The organism is Streptomyces sp. NPDC031474 (assembly GCF_055581185.1).
In genome coordinates this window covers 151,493-166,489 of sequence record NZ_JBVIJX010000010.1, presented here as the reverse complement: position 1 = coordinate 166,489, position 14,997 = coordinate 151,493, and the positions used below count along the sequence as shown (strand labels likewise).

Here is a 14,997-nt window from a genome sequence, read left to right as displayed (position 1 = left end):
CCCTCTCTCGCCACGGGACCGGGCGGGGCTTCTAGAATCCCGTCACGCGACCATGCAGCGCCCCACCGCCCGAAGGAACCCGATGACCAGCGTCGACGAACCGGTACGACCCGCCGGGCGCAGCCGTGACGCCGCCCGCACCCAGGCCGAGATCCTCGACGTGGCCACCCGCGAGTTCGCCAGAGTCGGCTACGCGGGTGCCCGGGTGGACGACATCGCCGCCCTCACCAGCACCACGAAACGGATGATCTACTACTACTTCGGCGGCAAGGAGCAACTGTTCACCACCGTCCTGGAGCGGGCGTACGGCGTGATCCGCGAGGCGGAGCAGCGGCTCGACGTGGAGCACCTCGACCCGGTCGCGGCCATCCGCCGGCTGGCGGAGCTGACCTTCGACCACCACGAGGAGCATCCCGACTTCATCCGCCTGGTGAGCATCGAGAACATCCACGAGGCCGAGCACATCGCCGCCTCCGAGAAGCTCGGGCGGATCGGCTCCCCCGCGCTCGACGTGATCCGCCGCATCCTGGCCTCCGGGCAGGAGTCCGGCCTGTTCACGGCGGAGGTGGACGCCGTCGACCTGCACGCGATGATCAGCTCGTTCTGCTTCTTCCGGGTGGCCAACCGGCACACGTTCGGCGCGCTGTTCGGCCGCGACCTGGTCGACCCGGCCCAGCGCGAGCACTACCGCACCATGCTCGGCGACATGGTGATCGCCTATCTGACGGCGGAGCGGACGACGGAGCCGTCGGCGAACTGAGCGGAGCCGTCGGCGAACTGAGCGGAGCGGGCGGGCCGAGGGAACCGAGCGGACCGCGGGCCGATCGGGACCGAGCGGGCTGAGCGGGCCGAGCGGGCCGAGCCGCGGCGTGCGCGCAGCCTCTTGACACCCGGGAAACGTGAGCGCAACATCCCTACCCATCACCACTAACTACCTAGTGGGTTAATTAGCCGGAGCGCGCCCGGCGCGGCCGGGCCGTCCCGTCACCCCTGGGATCCGGCACTTCTCCCCATCGCTCACTCCACTTACGTTGGAGTTCCCCCGAAGGAGCACGCCGTGTCCGTCCCCTCCACCGCACCCCCCGGCCAGCCGAAGAAGGCCGCCATGGCCGCCTGGATCGGCAGCGCCCTGGAGTACTACGACTTCTTCATCTACGGCAGCGCGGCCGCCCTGATCTTCCCGAAGGTCTTCTTCGACGAGTCCGACCCGGCCACCGCGACCCTGCTGTCGCTGGCCACGTTCGGCGTCGCCTATGCGGCCCGGCCCGTCGGCGCGCTCTTCCTCGGCCACTTCGGCGACCGGATGGGCCGTAAGAAGATCATGGTCTTCACGCTCATCCTGATGGGCGTCTCGACGTTCCTCATCGGCTGCCTGCCCACCCGCGCCCAGGTCGGCGGCCTCGCGCCGGTCCTGCTGGTGCTGTGCCGTGTCCTGCAGGGCATCTCCGCGGCCGGCGAGCAGGCCAGCGCCAACTCCATGACGCTGGAACACGCGCCGCCGCACCGGCGGGGCTTCTTCACCAGTTTCACCCTCAGCGGCACCCAGGGCGGTCAGCTCCTCGCCACGCTCGTCTTCATCCCGATCGCCGCACTGCCCGAGGACCAGCTGCTGTCGTGGGGGTGGCGGGTGCCGTTCTGGCTGAGCATCGCGGTCGCCGTCGTCGGCTACGTCATCCGCCGCAAGCTGGAGGAGACCCCGGCCTTCGCCGCCCAGCAGGCCACCGGCGATGTCGTCAAACTGCCGCTGGCGGTGCTGCTGCGCGAGCACTGGGCGGACGTCCTGCGGGTGATCGCGGGTGCGCTGGTCGCCTCGGTCAGCACCATCTTCACCGTGTGGGCGCTGGCGTACGCGACCAGCGACACGGTCGGCATGAGCCGGACCTCCATGCTGTGGGTCGGCGCGCTGGCCAATCTGGTCGCGCTGGCGGCCATCCCCCTGTGGGCCACGCTCGCCGACCGTGTCGGCCGCCGGCCGGTGTTCCTGATCGGCGCGGCCGGCAGCGCGGTGATGATGTTCGCCTACCTGTGGGCGATCTCCACCGGCTCCTACCCGCTGGTCCTGCTCCTGGGCATCGTCACGTTCGGCGTGGTCTACAGCGCCGCCAACGGGGTGTGGCCCTCCTTCTACGGCGAGATGTTCTCCACCCGCGTCCGGCTGTCCGGCATGGCGATCGGCACCCAGATCGGCTTCGCCGTGGCCGGTTTCGCGGTCACCTTCGCCGCGCGGATCGCGGGCCCGGACGGCGACGACTGGTCCTCGGTGGCCCTCTTCACGGCGGCGCTGTGCGTCCCGCCGGTGATCGCGGCCCTGTCGGCCCGGGAGACCGCGAAGGTCCCGACGGAACTGCTGGGCGAGCGGGACGCGCACAAGGCGGCCCAGCCGGAAACCGTGACCGCCTGATTCAGCGGCTCACGCCGCCCGGGCCCCTCTCGGCCCTCCCCCGACCTCCCGAGCCCCCGGACGCCTTCGCGGCGCCGGGGGCTCGGGGGGCTCGGGGGTGGGGCGGCAGATCCACTAGCCGTCGTTGGCGCCCTTCGGGATGCCGTACGCCCGCTCGACGCGCAGGCGCAGCACCAGGCGGCGGTCGCGGACCATGGCGGCGCGGTAGTCCTCCCAGTCGGGGTGCTCACCCATGACGTCGCGGTAGAGGCGGATCAGTTCCTCGACGGTGTCGTCGTAGGGGTCCTCGGCGACCGGCGTGAGGTCGGCGGTGCCCTCGGCGACCGTGTAGGCACGATGGTCGGGGGCGCTCACGTGGTACGAGGCCCGGGGATCACGGCGCAGGTTGCGGGTCTTGGCGCGGTCGTCCGTGACGGAGATCCGGATGACGCCCTCGTCCGGGTAGTAGTGGTGCGAGACGTTCGACAGCTGGGGGCGGCCGTCTCGCTTGAGGGTGACCAGTACCCCGCCGCGGCTCTCGGAGAGCTGCGCGAGCAGTGCGTTCTGCGTCGTGTCCTGAGTCATATCCGCACAACCCGCACCCCTCGGCGCACATTCCCCGCCGCCGGTAGTAGACGGTGTCTACGTTCATCGAGTAGACACTGTCTATGCACAGATCGGAGCCGCCCGACCCGCACTCGCCCGACCAGGACTCGTCCGACCAACGCTCGTCCGACCAGCACTCGTCCGGTCGGCAGTCCTCCGATCAGGACCTGCGCACCCGCCTCGTCGGCGTCGGCGTGGACCTGGTGTCCCGGGAGGGCGTCGGGGCGCTGACGCTACGGGAGATCGCCCGGCGGGCGGGAGTCTCGCACGGGGCGCCGCGCCGCTACTTCCCCACCCATCTGGAGCTGCTGTCGGCCATCGCCCACCGCGGTTTCACCGACCTCGGCGTACGCGTGACGGCGAGCGGCTCCGGTGATGGCGCGAGCACGGACCCACGCCAGCGAGTGGCCGAACTGTCCCACGTCTACCTGGAGTTCGCCCTGGAGAACCCTGGAATGTACGAGCTGATGTTCCGTCATGACCTGCTGGAGAGCGGCCACTTGCGACTGCGGGACACCAGTCTGCCGCTGTTCGGCGTGCTGGTGGACCTGATCGGCCGGGCGCGCCCCGACGCCGACGCGCGAGCCGTCGCGGGGGCCGTGTGGGCGAACCTGCACGGCATCGCCCAGCTGTGGCGCTGGGGAAGCCTCCAACTCGCCACGGGGGCTGAGGACTTCACCGTGCTCCTGCACACGACTCTGGACGCGCATCTCGGTCCGCGGGCCGCGAGGTGAACCGTCCCCTGGCGCTCGCGAGCAGTGTGGCCGGTGCCATGGTGGTCGCCCTGGACGGCACGGTGCTCACCGTCGCCCAGCCCACCCTGCGCCGCGACCTGCACGCCTCCTTCGCCCAGGTCCAGTGGACCAGCACCGGCTATCTCGTCGCGGTGGCAGGCCTGTTGTTGTTCGCCGGGCGGCTGGGCGACCGCTACGGCCACCGGCGCGCCTACGCCGTCGGCATGCTCGGCTTCGGCGCCGCCTCGGCGGGCATCGTGCTGGCGCCGGGCGTCGGCTGGGTGATCGGACTCCGGGTCGTCCAGGGAGTGTTCGGGGCCCTGCTGCAACCGGCCACGCTGGGGATGCTGCGGACGGCGTACCCACCCGACCGGCTGCGGACGCCGATCGCGGTCCGTACCGCCTGCATCGGCGTGGCCGCGGCGGCCGGACCGGTGGTGGGCGGGGCACTGGCCACGGAGTTCGGCTGGCGGTCGGTGTTCCTCCTCACCATCGCGCCCACGCTGCTGTTCGGCGCACTCGCTCTTACCTCCCGAGACGGGGACCAGGACCTCCCACGCTCCCCCGCCCCCGTCCCGCTCGACATCCCCGGCGCCCTGCTGGCGGCCGTGGCCCTGGCCTGTCTGGTGCACGCCCTCGTCAGCCTGCCCGCTCTCACCTGGTCGGCCCCGGTCGCCCTCGCCGTCGGCGCCGCCTTCGTACGGCACGAACGCCGCACCGCCTCTCCCGTGCTGCCGCCGGACGTGGTGGGCTCCCCGGCGGTGGGCGGGGCGCTCGGCGTGCTCGTCGTCGCGTCCGCGGCCCTGAACGGCGGGCTGTTCGTCTGCGTCTACGTCCTCCAGGACGATCTGGGGCTGACGCCGCTGCGCAGCGCGCTGCTCAGCCTGCCGCTGGCGGTGTTCCTGGTGGCCGCCGCGCCCGTCTCCGCCGTCCTGCTGCGCCGGGCCGGCGCCCGCGCCACGGTCGCGGGGGCGACGGCCCTCCTCGCCGTCGGCCTCATCGTGCTCGCCCGAGCCTCCGGGTCCGTCGCCTTCTGCGCCGGGTTCGCGCTGGTGGGCGCCGGGTTCGGCGCCGTGATGGTCGCGGCGACCCATGTCGTCGTACGGCAGGCCCCCGCAGAGTGGGCCGGGGTCGCGGGCGGGTTGCAGCAGACGGCGATGAACGTGGGCCCGGTGCTGGGCGTGGCGTCGGCGACCCTGCTGATGGGTCTCGGCCCGGCGCGTACGCCTCTCCTCGTGCTGGCGGCCGCGACCGCGGCGGCGCTGCCGCTCTGCCGGGCGCTGCCGAGCCGCGCGCGCCCCGGCGCGCATTCCCCTTCCGGCGGTCCCCCGGCTGGTGGAAGCGACGCAACGCACACAGGACAGGGCGTCGAAAAGGGGTCCGCACACGCGTTCCCTACGCGACCATGAGGTCTGAGGTCCTCCGGGCGGGGTAGTGCCTGGACCGCACCTTGAGAGAGCGCACCGGAGGAGAACGATGGCACTGCTGCGACAAGAGGTCGACCCGAGCGAGGTCGGGCTGGACGCGAAGGCGCTGGACCGCCTCGACCAGCACATCGCGCACTATGTCGACGAAGGGCGCCTGCCGGGCTTCCTCGTGGCCGTCTCCCGTGGCGGCCGGGTCGCCCACCTGACCGCACACGGCCGTCGCGACGTCGCCGCCGGGCTGCCGGTCGAGCCCGACACCCTCTACCGGATCTACTCCATGACCAAGCCGGTCACGTCGGTCGCCGCGCTGATACTGATGGAGGAGGGCCGGCTGCGGCTCGACGACCCGGTCGCCGAGCACCTCCCGGCCTTCGCCGACCAGCGGGTGTACGCGGGCGGCACCGGCTCGGGGCTCACCACCCGCCCGGTCGGGCAACCGCTGCTCGTGAAGCACCTCATGACCCACACCGCGGGTCTGACCTTCGCCTTCTACCACTGTCATCCCGTCGACGCGCTCTACCGCGAGGCCGGTCTGGAGTCGGCGGTGCTGCCGGGCTCGGACCTGGCCGGGACGGTGGAGGCGTACGCGAGGCTGCCGTTGCAGTTCGAGCCGGGCACGCAGTGGAACTACTCGGTGGCCACCAACGTCCTGGGCCGGATCATCGAGGTCGTCTCCGGCCGGCCGCTGGACGAGTTCATCGCCGAGCGGATCTTCCGCCCGCTCGGCATGCCGGACGCCGGTTTCCAGATCACGGACGAGCAGGCGGGCCGGCTGGCGGAGCTGTACGGCGACACCGACGACGGCCGTATCGAGCCGATCCCGGGCCTGCCGCTGTCCGGCCGGCCGCGGTTCCTGTCCGGCAGCGGCGGCATGGTGGCGACCGCGTACGACATCCACCGCTTCACCGAGTTGCTGCGCCGCCGCGGCGAACTGGACGGCGTCCGCCTCCTCGCCCCGGAGACGGTCGACCTGATGACCCGCAACCACCTCCCCGGCGGCGCCGACCTGCGCGCCTTCGGCAGCCGCCCCGCCCACGACGAACCCGGCAACGACGGCGTCGGCTTCGGCCTCGGCGTCTCCGTGGTCGTCGACCCGGAGCGCACCCAGGCCCCCGCCGGCCTCGGCGCCTACGGCTGGAGCGGCGTCGCCACGACGACGTTCTGGGTCGACCCGGAGCACGACGTGACCGTCCAGTTCCTGACCCAGCTGAGGCCACGCAGGTCCCTGAAGCTGTACCCCGACCTGAAGCGACTGGTCCACGAGTCGATCACGGGCTGAGACGGCAGCCGACGCAGACCACGCAGACCTGTGCGGACCGCCTCAGCCGTCGGCCCGCAGCGTGAACTCCAGGCCCTCGTGGGCGAGTTCCCGCAGCCATTCCTCGGACCTCGCCGCCGTCTCGGCCGCCCGGCTCAGCCCCGGCGGCAACGAGCCGTCCAGGATGTGCCGGACGCCGAGGGCGAGAGGCCGGGAGACACAGCGGGCCATGGCGCTCTCCCTGGCGTCGCCCTCCAGGTCCAGGAGGTAACTCCCGTACCAGGCCAAGCCGTTGTGGCCGACTTCGCCGCCGTTGTCCGCGTCCACCGCAAGGGACACCGCCAGGACCACCCGGTCGCGGTCGGTGTCAGTGGTGGGGTACGCGGCCGCCAACTCCCGGGCCAGGGCGGTGATCCGGGCGTCGTCGCCGGCCTTCAGCTCCTCGAACACCGTGTCCCACGCGCGCAGCCAGCCGTTCAGACGCAGCGTGCCGCGCACGAAGGTCCGCGGCTTCCAGGCCTGCGGCAGTTCGTACTGCTCGATGAAGGGGACGCTGTCGCGGTTGGGGTAGACCTCGAAGCTCTCCTCGGCCGCCCCGCCGACGAGGTGCTCGCGGGTCGCCTCCCAGGGCCGGCCGACCACGGTCTCGGTGCCGTCGTCGATGTAACGCGCGGGTGAGCGCAGGGCGTTGAGGACGCCGAGGGGCGCCCAGCTGAAGCGGTACTTGAACTCGTTGGGTACGGCGGGGATGCCGCCGCAGTACGAGGTGAGGCGGTACGAGGCCGACGTGTCGTCGCCGATCGCCTCCCGGGCGCGGGCCACGAGGCTGTGCGCGAAGAGGTGGTCGATACCGGGGTCGAGGCCGGCCTCGGTGAGCACGACGATCCCGGCCGCCTCGGCGGCGGGCACCTGCTCAAGGACCGTGTCCGAGACATAGCTGGAGCAGGCGAAGTGGGCCCGCCGGGCCACGCACGCCGACAGCAGCGCGGCATGCTCGGGGGCGGGGAGCATCGACACCACGACGTCCCCGGGGGCCAGTTCGGCCGTGAGCGCGTCGAGCGTGTAGGCGCGCGGCTCGGCGCGTCCGCTCAGGCCGAGCCGGTCGAGGGCCTCGGCGGCTCGCTCCGCCGTACGGTGCCACAGGCGTACCCGGTCGGTGCGCTCGCACAAGGCGGCCAGTCCACTGCCGGTGGAGAGACCGGCGCCGACCCAGTGGACGGTGCCGTTCGCGGGAACGAGGTCAGACACCGTCGAACTCCCCTACTGTCACCACGCAGGCTCCTTCCGTCACACCGAACTCCCCTTCTGCCGAACCGAAATTCCCCTCCGTCACACCGAACCCTCCTCTGTCACGCCGAGCTCACGGCTTGCCTCTCGGAAGCGGTCCAGGCAGCGGCCCCAGGGTCCGCCGACGCCGAAGTCCAGCAGGTGGGGCGTCAGAGCCGCCGAGAAGTCGGCGCTGGACTCGCGTGGCAGCAGGGACGGCAGGTTGTCGATGGCGATCAGATCGAGCGGGGGTTCCTTGCGCAGGCGGCGCACGGGGTCGGTCCACTCGGTGGTGCGGTCGTACACCGGCAGGACGTTGAGGGGTGAGCCCACGTCGCAGGTGACGTCGGAGAGGGTGCGCAGCCGGCGGGCCGGGTCGTCGAGGTCCTCCTCGCGGACGAACGGCGGCACCGCGGTCGTGGCGAGGACACAGTTGACCAGCACATCGTGGGCCAGCAGGGCGGTGCGGTCCAGGTCGCGGGTTTCGGCGAGGTCCCAGCAGGTGGGGTCGGCGCCGGCCGTGGTGAACGCGAGCCGTGCACCCCGGCCGCTGCGGCCCAGGGCGCCGACGACGAGGGCGGTGAACTCCACGTCGCCGGGGGCCGGACGCAACGTCTCGTCCAGCTCCTCCTTGCCGATGGGCCGCAGGGGCGCGAGGAGCCTGCCCCGGTGCTGGAGGACGGCCAGCGCCGCACCCAGGTAGCCCGCCCAGAATCCGAACGCGGCGAGGCGACGCCCGTGGTCGTCGACCAGATACTCCAGGTCGAGAAGCGCCCCTCCCCCGGCGGCGAACCGGCGCAACAGGTCGGCCGCGCCCGGCTGTTGCTTGTAGGCGTGCCCAAAGAAGATATGGCGGTGCGTCAACTTACCTGGCCCGTCCGGGAGTTCCTTCAGGCCGAGGACGACGGCGTCGCGCGGCGCGGACATCCAGGAGCCCGCGGGGGCGATCCGGGCGCCGACGGCCTCGTACTCCTGGGTCGGGTGGACGCGCTGCGGGGAGTCCTCGACGGTCAGGTGCACTCCGGCCTCGACGAGGCGGCGGGCGTCGTCGGGGACGACCGGGGTGCGCCGTTCGGTGGTGCGGGCCTCATGACGCAGCCACAGGTGCAGTTCGGTCATACGCGGTTGGCCTCCGGACGCGGGGCGTCGGCCGCGAAACGGTCGGCGCTCAGGGGGGTGACGTCCACGAAGGGTACGCGGCCGAGGTACAGGTCGCGGACGACCTCGCCGACCGCCGGGCCCTGAAGGAAACCGTGACCGGAGAAGCCGGTCGCATACAGAAAGCGGGATACCGAAGACGCCTCGCCGATCAGGGCGTTGTGGTCCGGGGTGACCTCGTACAGGCCCGCCCAGCCGCCCGTGCGGCGCAGGTCGAGCAGGGCGGGAGCGCGGTGCTCCATGGCAGCGGTGAGGCGGGGGATCCACCGGTCGTGGGTGTCGGTGGCGAAGCCGGGACGTTCGTCCGGGTCCGACATGCCGACCAGAAGGCCGGGGCCCTCCCGGTGGAAGTAGAGGGTGCTGGTGAAGTCGATGGTCATGGGGAGGTCCGGCGGGAGAGCGGGGACCGGTTCGGTGACCGCGATCTGGCGGCGCAGCGGCTGCACCGGCAGGTCCACGCCGGCCATCGCGCCGACGGCCCTGGACCAGGCGCCGGCCGCGCAGATCACCGCGCTGGTGGTGATGCGGCCGAGGGTGGTCTGCACGGCGGTGATGGCGGCGCCCTGCCGTTCGATGCCGGTGACGGCGGTGCGCCGCAGGATGCGCGCACCGCACCTGCGGGCGGCGGCCGCGTACCCGTGGACGACGGCTTCCGGTGTGCAGTGGCCGTCGTCGGGCGAGAACGCGGCCGCGCGTAACCCCTCGGTCCTGATCAGCGGGGAGAGGCGCTGCGCCTCGGCCGGGCCGATCATCCGGCTGGGCACCCCGAGCGCGTTCTGCAGCCGCACCCCGGCCTCGAAGGAGGCGACCTCCTCGGGCGTGGACAGCAGGAAGAGGTAACCGACGCGGTGCAGCCCTATGTCGTGTCCGATCTCCTCGCCGAACCGCCCGAACGCCTCCAGACTGCGCGCTCCGAGCTGGATGTTCAGTTCGTCGGAGAACTGGGCGCGCACCCCGCCCGCGGCCTTCGAGGTCGAGCCGGCGGCGAGTTCGTCCCGTTCCAGCAGCAGAACGTCACGGACGCCGGCGGCGGCGAGATGGTAGGCGATGCTGGTGCCCATCACCCCGCCGCCGATGACGACGACCGAGGCATGTGTGTTCACGCGAGCGGCTCCTTTCGGCGGCGGCCCCGGCCCGGTTGCCGGAGCCGAGGCTGTTGTACGCCGTGACCGCCGTGATCCCTACCCGTGCGGGCGGCGGTGCGAAGCGCGCGCGCTCAGGACCAGTGCGCCACCGCGTCCAGGTGGGGCAGCCGGTGGTCCATGCGCTCCCGCTTGGTGCGCAGGTAGGTGATGTTGTTCTCGCACGGCTCGATCAGCAGCGGCACCTCCTCGGCGACCTTGATGCCGTTGTCCACCAGCGCCTCGCGCTTGCGCGGGTTGTTCGACATCAGGCGGACGGAGCGCACGCCGAGATCGCGCAGGATGTCGGCGGCCACCTTGTAGTCGCGGGCGTCCACCGGGAAGCCGAGCGCCACGTTCGCCTCGACCGTGTCCAGGCCCTCCGCCTGCAGCGCCATCGCCCGCAGCTTGCCCAGCAGCCCGATCCCGCGCCCCTCGTGCCCGCGCAGGTAGACGACTATGCCGCGGCCCTCGTCGACGACCGCGCGCAGCGCGGACTCCAGCTGGTCGCCGCACTCGCAGTGCTGGGAGCCGAACGCGTCGCCGGTCAGGCACTCCGAGTGCAGCCGGGTCAGCACGTCCTCGGCGCCGATCTCCCCGTAGACCAGCGCGACTTGTTCGTCGCCGCGGTCGTGGTCCAGGTAACCGACCGCCTGGAATTTGCCGTACACGGTGGGCAAGGGCGCATTCACCACGCGTTCCACACCGGTGCGCTGGGGGGTCTTCGTGCCGAGTACGCCAATGTTGTCTGTCATGATCTGGTTCCTAAGCAGAGACGAAGGGCCGGGAAAAGATGAGTGGTTCGGACATACGGTCGGCGGCGTCGGCGACGTACGGACAGGTGCCGACGGACACCACCGAAGACGTACGGACCCGGGGTGCCGGAGTTCCCACGCAGGTGGCGGTCCTTCCCGTCGGAAGCTTCGAGCAGCACGGTCCGTACCTGCCGTTGGCGACGGACACACTGGTCGCCTGCGCCATCGCCCGGGAGATCGCCGAGGCGTTCCCGGTGCACCTCCTTCCGCCGGTGACCATCGCCTGCTCGCACGAGCACGCGGCCTGGCCGGGGACCGTCAGCATCTCCTCCGTGACCCTTCACGCGGTGGTACGGGACATCGCGGCGTCACTGCGCCGCTCGGGCGTCGAGGCCCTGGTGCTGGTCAACGGACACGGCGGGAACTACGTCCTGGGCAATGTCGTCCAGGAGTCCTCCGCCGCAGGTGAACGGATGGCGCTCTTCCCGGCCCCGGAGGACTGGGAGACGGCGCTGGAGCGGTCCGGGGTCGCGACGTCGTTGCTCACCGACATGCACGCCGGGGAGATCGAGACCTCGATCCTGCTGCACGCCCACCCCGAACTCGTCCGGCCCGGTTACGAGTCGGCCGATTTCGTCGCGGACGACCGTCGCCATCTGCTCACGCTGGGAATGTCCGCCTATACCGATTCGGGCGTCATCGGCCGTCCTTCCCTGGGGTCGGCGGAAAAGGGGAAGGAACTCCTGGCGAGTTTGGCGGAATCCTTCGGCGCGTATTTCTCGTTGCTGACTTCGGCGGATTCGGGAACCGAAAAGGTAGAAACCGAGGCGGACGGCGCCGCGACGGGCGATTCCGTGCGGTCGTCGTAGCGCCGCTCGTCGTCCTCGGGGCCGGCCATGTCGTCGGCCCCGGCCCCGGTTCCCTCGCGCAGCCCCGCGTACCAGCGGACGACCAGCACGACCGCGCCGGGCAGCGCCGCCACGAAGCTGAGGACGCCGTAGACGACGGCGACCGCGAGGCCGGTGCTCGCGCCGAGTCCGGCGGCGCCGAAGGCCCAGGCGGTGACGCCCTCGCGGGGGCCCCAGCCGCCGACGTTCAGCGGCAGGCCCATGGCCAGCAGGGCGAGGACGGCGATCGGCAGCAGCGCGAGGACGGAGGCCCCGGAGCCGACGACCCGGGCGGCCACGACGAACATGCCGAGGTGCCCGGCCAGTACGACCGCCGACGACAGGGCGACGCCCGGCGCGTTGCGCCGCGACAGCAGTCCCTCGCGCGCCTCGGTCAGCGCCGCCCGCAGCCGCCCGCCGCGGCGCGGCTTCGAGGAGCGCACGCGGACGGCGAGGACGACGGCGAGCGCGCCCACCGCGGCGAACAGGACCGGCGCGGCGATCTGCCGGGCGTCCTGCATGACCGGCGACGGCAGGGTCAGCAGGACCGTTACGCCTGCCACAAGCAGCACGAGTTGTCCGGCGGTGCGCTCCAGGACCACGGCCCGCACACCGCGTCCGACGTCGCCGGCGCTCTGCCCGTGCCGCACCGCGCGGTGCACGTCGCCGAGGACGCCGCCGGGCAGGGCCGCGTTGAGGAACAGGGCCCGGTAGTAGTCGGCGACGGCCGGACCGAGCGGCAGCCGGATCCGCAGGGCGCGGGCCACCAGCGCCCACCGCCAGGCGCTGAACAAGGTGGTGACGGCGCCGACCCCGAGCGCCACCAGCAGCGTCGGCGCGTCGATCCGCCGCAGCCCGTCGAGGAAGACGCCGGTGCCCAGCCGCCACAGCAGGGCGGTGAGGATGACGACCCCGGCGACGGTCCCGATGTGCGTGCGGACGGCCCGGTTGCCGAGCAGCGCGCGCAGCCGGGAGGGCTTCTTCGTGTGCGGCGCGGTCACGATGACGCCGATGCGGGCCTCGGACACGGCGGCGTCGGTGCGGGCCACCGACGGGCTGCGCAGGGGCCGTCGTACGAGCGGCCCGGTCCCCTCGTTCCACACCACCGGCGCCGCGGTCCGCACCCGTGGGCCCACCGTCTCCGCGCTCATCACGCCCGTCCCGTCGGCCGGGCCAGTGCCAGCAGGTCGCTGTGGTGGACGGTGACGTGCAGGTCGCCCGCCGCGCAGGCCGCCAGCCGGGCGGCGAGGTAGGACTCGGCGCGCTCGGCCAGTTCGGGGCGCTCCTCCACGGCCGCGCCGACCCAGCCGCGCAGCCACTGCGCGGTCAGGCCGACGTTCTCGGGGCCGAGCCGCCAGGGGCTCGGGTGCACCTTGACGGTCGCGCCGTGGGCGGCGAACGCCTCGCAGGCGACGCTCACCGCGTCGGGGCCGAGGAGGCCGCCGCGCCGCTGGTGGTCGTTGAAGGCGGCGGCGAGGTCCGCGTCCAGCGGGTCCGGCGTGCTGAACTCGACGCGCCCGGCGACCGAAAGCGTCAGCAGCGCCGGGCAGCCCGCGCCGGCACAGGCCGCCGCGAGGGTCTCGACCTCCTCGCGGGTGAGGACGTCGAGCAGGGCGGACGCGGTGACCAGCGAGGCGCCGAGCAGCGCGTCCGGGGTGAGGCGGGCGACGTCGCCGCGCCGCGTCTCGACGGTGACCCGGCTGCCGTCGGCGGCCGCGCGCGGGGAGGCGACGGCGGCGAAGTGCAGGAGGTAGGGGTCGCGGTCGTGCAGCACCCAGTGCTGGGCGCCGTCGAGGCGGGGGGCGAGCCAGCGGCCCATGGAGCCGGTGCCGCAGCCCAGGTCGTGGATGGCGAGCCCCCTGCGGCCGGGCAGGTTGGCCAGCCGGATCCGCAGCGGGTCCAGCAGGTCCAGCGCCCGCGCGGCGGCGTCGGCGGGCTCGCGCAGCTCCAGCCACTCGGGGGCGTAGCGCGGCTGCTCGTCCGGCCCGTTGTCCCGCAGCCGCACGGTGGGCCGCTCGCCGGGCCGGCCCGCGGGCCCGGCGCCGGCGATGACGCTCTGCGCACCGGGGTCCGCCACGGAGTCCGCGCCGGGGTCCGCGCCGAAAATGGCCTCCACCACGGAAACAGCCTCCTTCCGGCCCGGCTGTGCCGGGATGCCGCCCACGCGTCGTGCCACGTCGGCCGGGGTCGCCGTCGTCTTCCTCATGCCGCCCTCCGGGGTTCGCTGGGAAGCCGGCCGAGGACTCCGGCCAGGCTCTGGGCGGTGGTCGCCCAGCCGTTCAGGGCCGCGCGGCGGCCTCGCGCGGCGGCCTTGAGACGGCGCCGTACGTCGGCCTCGCCGAACCAGCCGCGCAGTTCGGCCGCGAGGGCGGCCGGGTCCTCCGGCGGGACGAGGATGCCGGGGACGCCGCCGTCGGGGGCGCGGCCGACCGCCTCCGGCAGCCCGCCGACGTCCGTCGCGAGGACGGGGATGCCGCGGGCGAGCGCCTCGGTGACGGCCATGCCGTAGGTCTCGGCGTAGGAGGTGAGGACCATCAGGTCGGCGGAGGCGTAGGCGGCGTCGAGGTCGGCGCCGGCCTTCGGGCCCGCGAGCTCCAGCCGGTCCTCAAGGCCGTATCTGGCGATGAGGCCGCGCAGGTGGGCGACGTACTCCGGGTCCTGTCCGAGGCCGCCCACGCACACACAGCTCCACGGCAGGTCTCGCGCCGCGGCCAGCGCCTCCACCAGCCGGTGCTGGCCCTTGCGCGGGGTCACGGCGGCCACGCACAGCAGGCGCGAGACGCCGTCGGTGCCGGAGGCGAGGGGGGCGATGTCGGCGCCGGGCGCGGCGACGTGCACGCGCTCGGGGGCGAGGCCGTGGTGGGAGACGAGGCGGCGCACGGCCCACTCGCTGGTGGCGACGACGGCGGGCACGGCCCGCAGCACGGCCCGCTCCTTGGCGTCGAGTTCGGCCGCCACCTCGGGCGCGATGCCCCGCTCGTCACCGAGCGGAAGGTGGACGAGGACGACGAGCCGCAGCCGCTCCGCCTCGGGGGCGATGATCTCCGGGACCCCGCAGGCGACCAGCCCGTCGATGAGGACGACCGTGCCGTCGGGGAACTCCCGCAGCGTGTGCGCCAGTTCCGCGCGGGCGGCCGCCTCCGGGCGGGGCCAGGAACCGTTCACCAGGTGCTTGTGGACCTGCCAGCCGAAGCCTGGCAGATCCAGGCAGAGGCGCCGGTCGTAGGCGTTGCCGCCGCTCGGGTTCGCCGGGTCGTCGACCCCGCCCGGCATCACGAAGTGCACGGAGCGCAGCGACATGGGGATGATCCCGCCGATCTTGGGAAGCGGCGCCTGCGCGGGCACGTACGTGAGCGGGGCCTTCTGCACGGGCTGTGAGGCCGGCACGGTCTGCACGGTCTTCTC

Annotated in this window: 13 protein-coding genes and 1 pseudogene; 6 read left to right on the top strand and 8 right to left on the bottom strand. The window is 73.0% G+C overall.

Going from position 1 to position 14,997, the window contains the following annotated elements; translation table 11 throughout:
- Positions 1 to 82: 82 nt before the first annotated feature.
- Together ACZ5SK_RS22280 and ACZ5SK_RS22275 are read left to right on the top strand one after the other, a co-directional pair.
- Complete coding sequence (locus tag ACZ5SK_RS22280; RefSeq protein ID WP_457493999.1) at positions 83 to 760, top strand: TetR/AcrR family transcriptional regulator; 678 nt, start codon at positions 83 to 85, stop codon at positions 758 to 760.
- Between the two features lie 297 nt (positions 761 to 1,057).
- Complete coding sequence (locus ACZ5SK_RS22275; protein ID WP_334575409.1) at positions 1,058 to 2,401, top strand: MFS transporter; 1,344 nt, start codon at positions 1,058 to 1,060, stop codon at positions 2,399 to 2,401.
- A 114-nt stretch (positions 2,402 to 2,515) separates the two neighbouring features.
- Here the strand turns inward: ACZ5SK_RS22275 and ACZ5SK_RS22270 are convergent, their stop codons facing one another.
- Positions 2,516 to 2,965 (bottom strand): PPOX class F420-dependent oxidoreductase, encoded by a 450-nt coding sequence (locus tag ACZ5SK_RS22270; protein ID WP_334575410.1) that lies wholly within the window; start codon positions 2,963 to 2,965, stop codon positions 2,516 to 2,518.
- A gap of 83 nt (positions 2,966 to 3,048) precedes the next feature.
- Here ACZ5SK_RS22270 and ACZ5SK_RS22265 point away from each other — a divergent pair, with 83 nt between their 5' ends.
- The 3 genes from ACZ5SK_RS22265 (at position 3,049) to ACZ5SK_RS22255 (ending at position 6,426) form a co-directional block, all read left to right on the top strand.
- Positions 3,049 to 3,720: a TetR/AcrR family transcriptional regulator gene (locus ACZ5SK_RS22265; RefSeq protein ID WP_334575411.1), complete on the top strand. Its 672-nt coding sequence runs from the start codon at positions 3,049 to 3,051 to the stop codon at positions 3,718 to 3,720.
- A complete protein-coding gene (locus ACZ5SK_RS22260) occupies positions 3,717 to 5,129 on the top strand; it encodes an MFS transporter (RefSeq protein WP_334575413.1) in 1,413 nt (470 codons plus the stop codon). The genes ACZ5SK_RS22265 and ACZ5SK_RS22260 overlap by 4 nt, the downstream gene beginning before the upstream one ends.
- A gap of 67 nt (positions 5,130 to 5,196) precedes the next feature.
- Positions 5,197 to 6,426 carry a serine hydrolase domain-containing protein gene (locus tag ACZ5SK_RS22255; protein ID WP_334575414.1) on the top strand — a complete coding sequence of 410 codons (1,230 nt, stop codon included), beginning with the start codon at positions 5,197 to 5,199 and terminating at the stop codon, positions 6,424 to 6,426.
- A gap of 42 nt (positions 6,427 to 6,468) precedes the next feature.
- Here the strand turns inward: ACZ5SK_RS22255 and ACZ5SK_RS22250 are convergent, their stop codons facing one another.
- The 4 genes from ACZ5SK_RS22250 to ribA form a co-directional block, all read right to left on the bottom strand.
- A complete protein-coding gene (locus tag ACZ5SK_RS22250; protein WP_334575415.1) occupies positions 6,469 to 7,653 on the bottom strand; it encodes a saccharopine dehydrogenase family protein in 1,185 nt (394 codons plus the stop codon).
- An 81-nt stretch (positions 7,654 to 7,734) separates the two neighbouring features.
- A complete protein-coding gene (locus ACZ5SK_RS22245) occupies positions 7,735 to 8,790 on the bottom strand; it encodes a saccharopine dehydrogenase (protein ID WP_361701904.1) in 1,056 nt (351 codons plus the stop codon).
- A complete protein-coding gene (locus tag ACZ5SK_RS22240) occupies positions 8,787 to 9,932 on the bottom strand; it encodes an NAD(P)/FAD-dependent oxidoreductase (RefSeq protein ID WP_334575418.1) in 1,146 nt (381 codons plus the stop codon). The genes ACZ5SK_RS22245 and ACZ5SK_RS22240 overlap by 4 nt, the downstream gene beginning before the upstream one ends.
- 113 nt (positions 9,933 to 10,045) lie before the next feature.
- Positions 10,046 to 10,705, bottom strand: coding sequence for a GTP cyclohydrolase II (gene ribA, locus ACZ5SK_RS22235; protein WP_079658375.1), 660 nt, complete (start codon positions 10,703 to 10,705; stop codon positions 10,046 to 10,048).
- 38 nt (positions 10,706 to 10,743) lie between these two features.
- On the opposite strand from ribA, the gene ACZ5SK_RS22230 reads away from it, so the two are divergent.
- Positions 10,744 to 11,574: a creatininase family protein gene (locus tag ACZ5SK_RS22230; RefSeq protein WP_334575420.1), complete on the top strand. Its 831-nt coding sequence runs from the start codon at positions 10,744 to 10,746 to the stop codon at positions 11,572 to 11,574.
- Between the two features lie 158 nt (positions 11,575 to 11,732).
- On the opposite strand, the pseudogene ACZ5SK_RS22225 reads toward ACZ5SK_RS22230, so the two are convergent.
- The 3 genes and pseudogenes from ACZ5SK_RS22225 to ACZ5SK_RS22215 form a co-directional block, all read right to left on the bottom strand.
- A pseudogene (locus ACZ5SK_RS22225) lies at positions 11,733 to 12,743 on the bottom strand (lysylphosphatidylglycerol synthase transmembrane domain-containing protein); the annotation flags it as partial.
- On the bottom strand, positions 12,743 to 13,798 hold the full coding sequence (locus ACZ5SK_RS22220; RefSeq protein WP_334575421.1) for a trans-aconitate methyltransferase: 1,056 nt from the start codon (positions 13,796 to 13,798) through the stop codon (positions 12,743 to 12,745). The gene ACZ5SK_RS22220 and the pseudogene ACZ5SK_RS22225, both read right to left, overlap by 1 nt.
- A complete protein-coding gene (locus ACZ5SK_RS22215; protein ID WP_443041315.1) occupies positions 13,795 to 14,979 on the bottom strand; it encodes a glycosyltransferase family 4 protein in 1,185 nt (394 codons plus the stop codon). The genes ACZ5SK_RS22220 and ACZ5SK_RS22215 overlap by 4 nt, the downstream gene beginning before the upstream one ends.
- Positions 14,980 to 14,997 lie beyond the last annotated feature (18 nt).

Bases quoted from the DNA above. Each gene is read 5' to 3' on its own strand.
- ACZ5SK_RS22255 (WP_334575414.1), top strand. From the start codon at position 5,197: ATGGCACTGCTGCGACAAGAGGTCGACCCGAGCGAGGTCGGGCTGGAC.
- ACZ5SK_RS22270 (WP_334575410.1), bottom strand. From the start codon at position 2,965: ATGACTCAGGACACGACGCAGAACGCACTGCTCGCGCAGCTCTCCGAG.
- ACZ5SK_RS22230 (WP_334575420.1), top strand. From the start codon at position 10,744: ATGAGTGGTTCGGACATACGGTCGGCGGCGTCGGCGACGTACGGACAG.
- ACZ5SK_RS22220 (WP_334575421.1), bottom strand. From the start codon at position 13,798: ATGAGGAAGACGACGGCGACCCCGGCCGACGTGGCACGACGCGTGGGC.
- ACZ5SK_RS22265 (WP_334575411.1), top strand. From the start codon at position 3,049: ATGCACAGATCGGAGCCGCCCGACCCGCACTCGCCCGACCAGGACTCG.
- ribA (WP_079658375.1), bottom strand. From the start codon at position 10,705: ATGACAGACAACATTGGCGTACTCGGCACGAAGACCCCCCAGCGCACC.
- ACZ5SK_RS22245 (WP_361701904.1), bottom strand. From the start codon at position 8,790: ATGACCGAACTGCACCTGTGGCTGCGTCATGAGGCCCGCACCACCGAA.
- ACZ5SK_RS22280 (WP_457493999.1), top strand. From the start codon at position 83: ATGACCAGCGTCGACGAACCGGTACGACCCGCCGGGCGCAGCCGTGAC.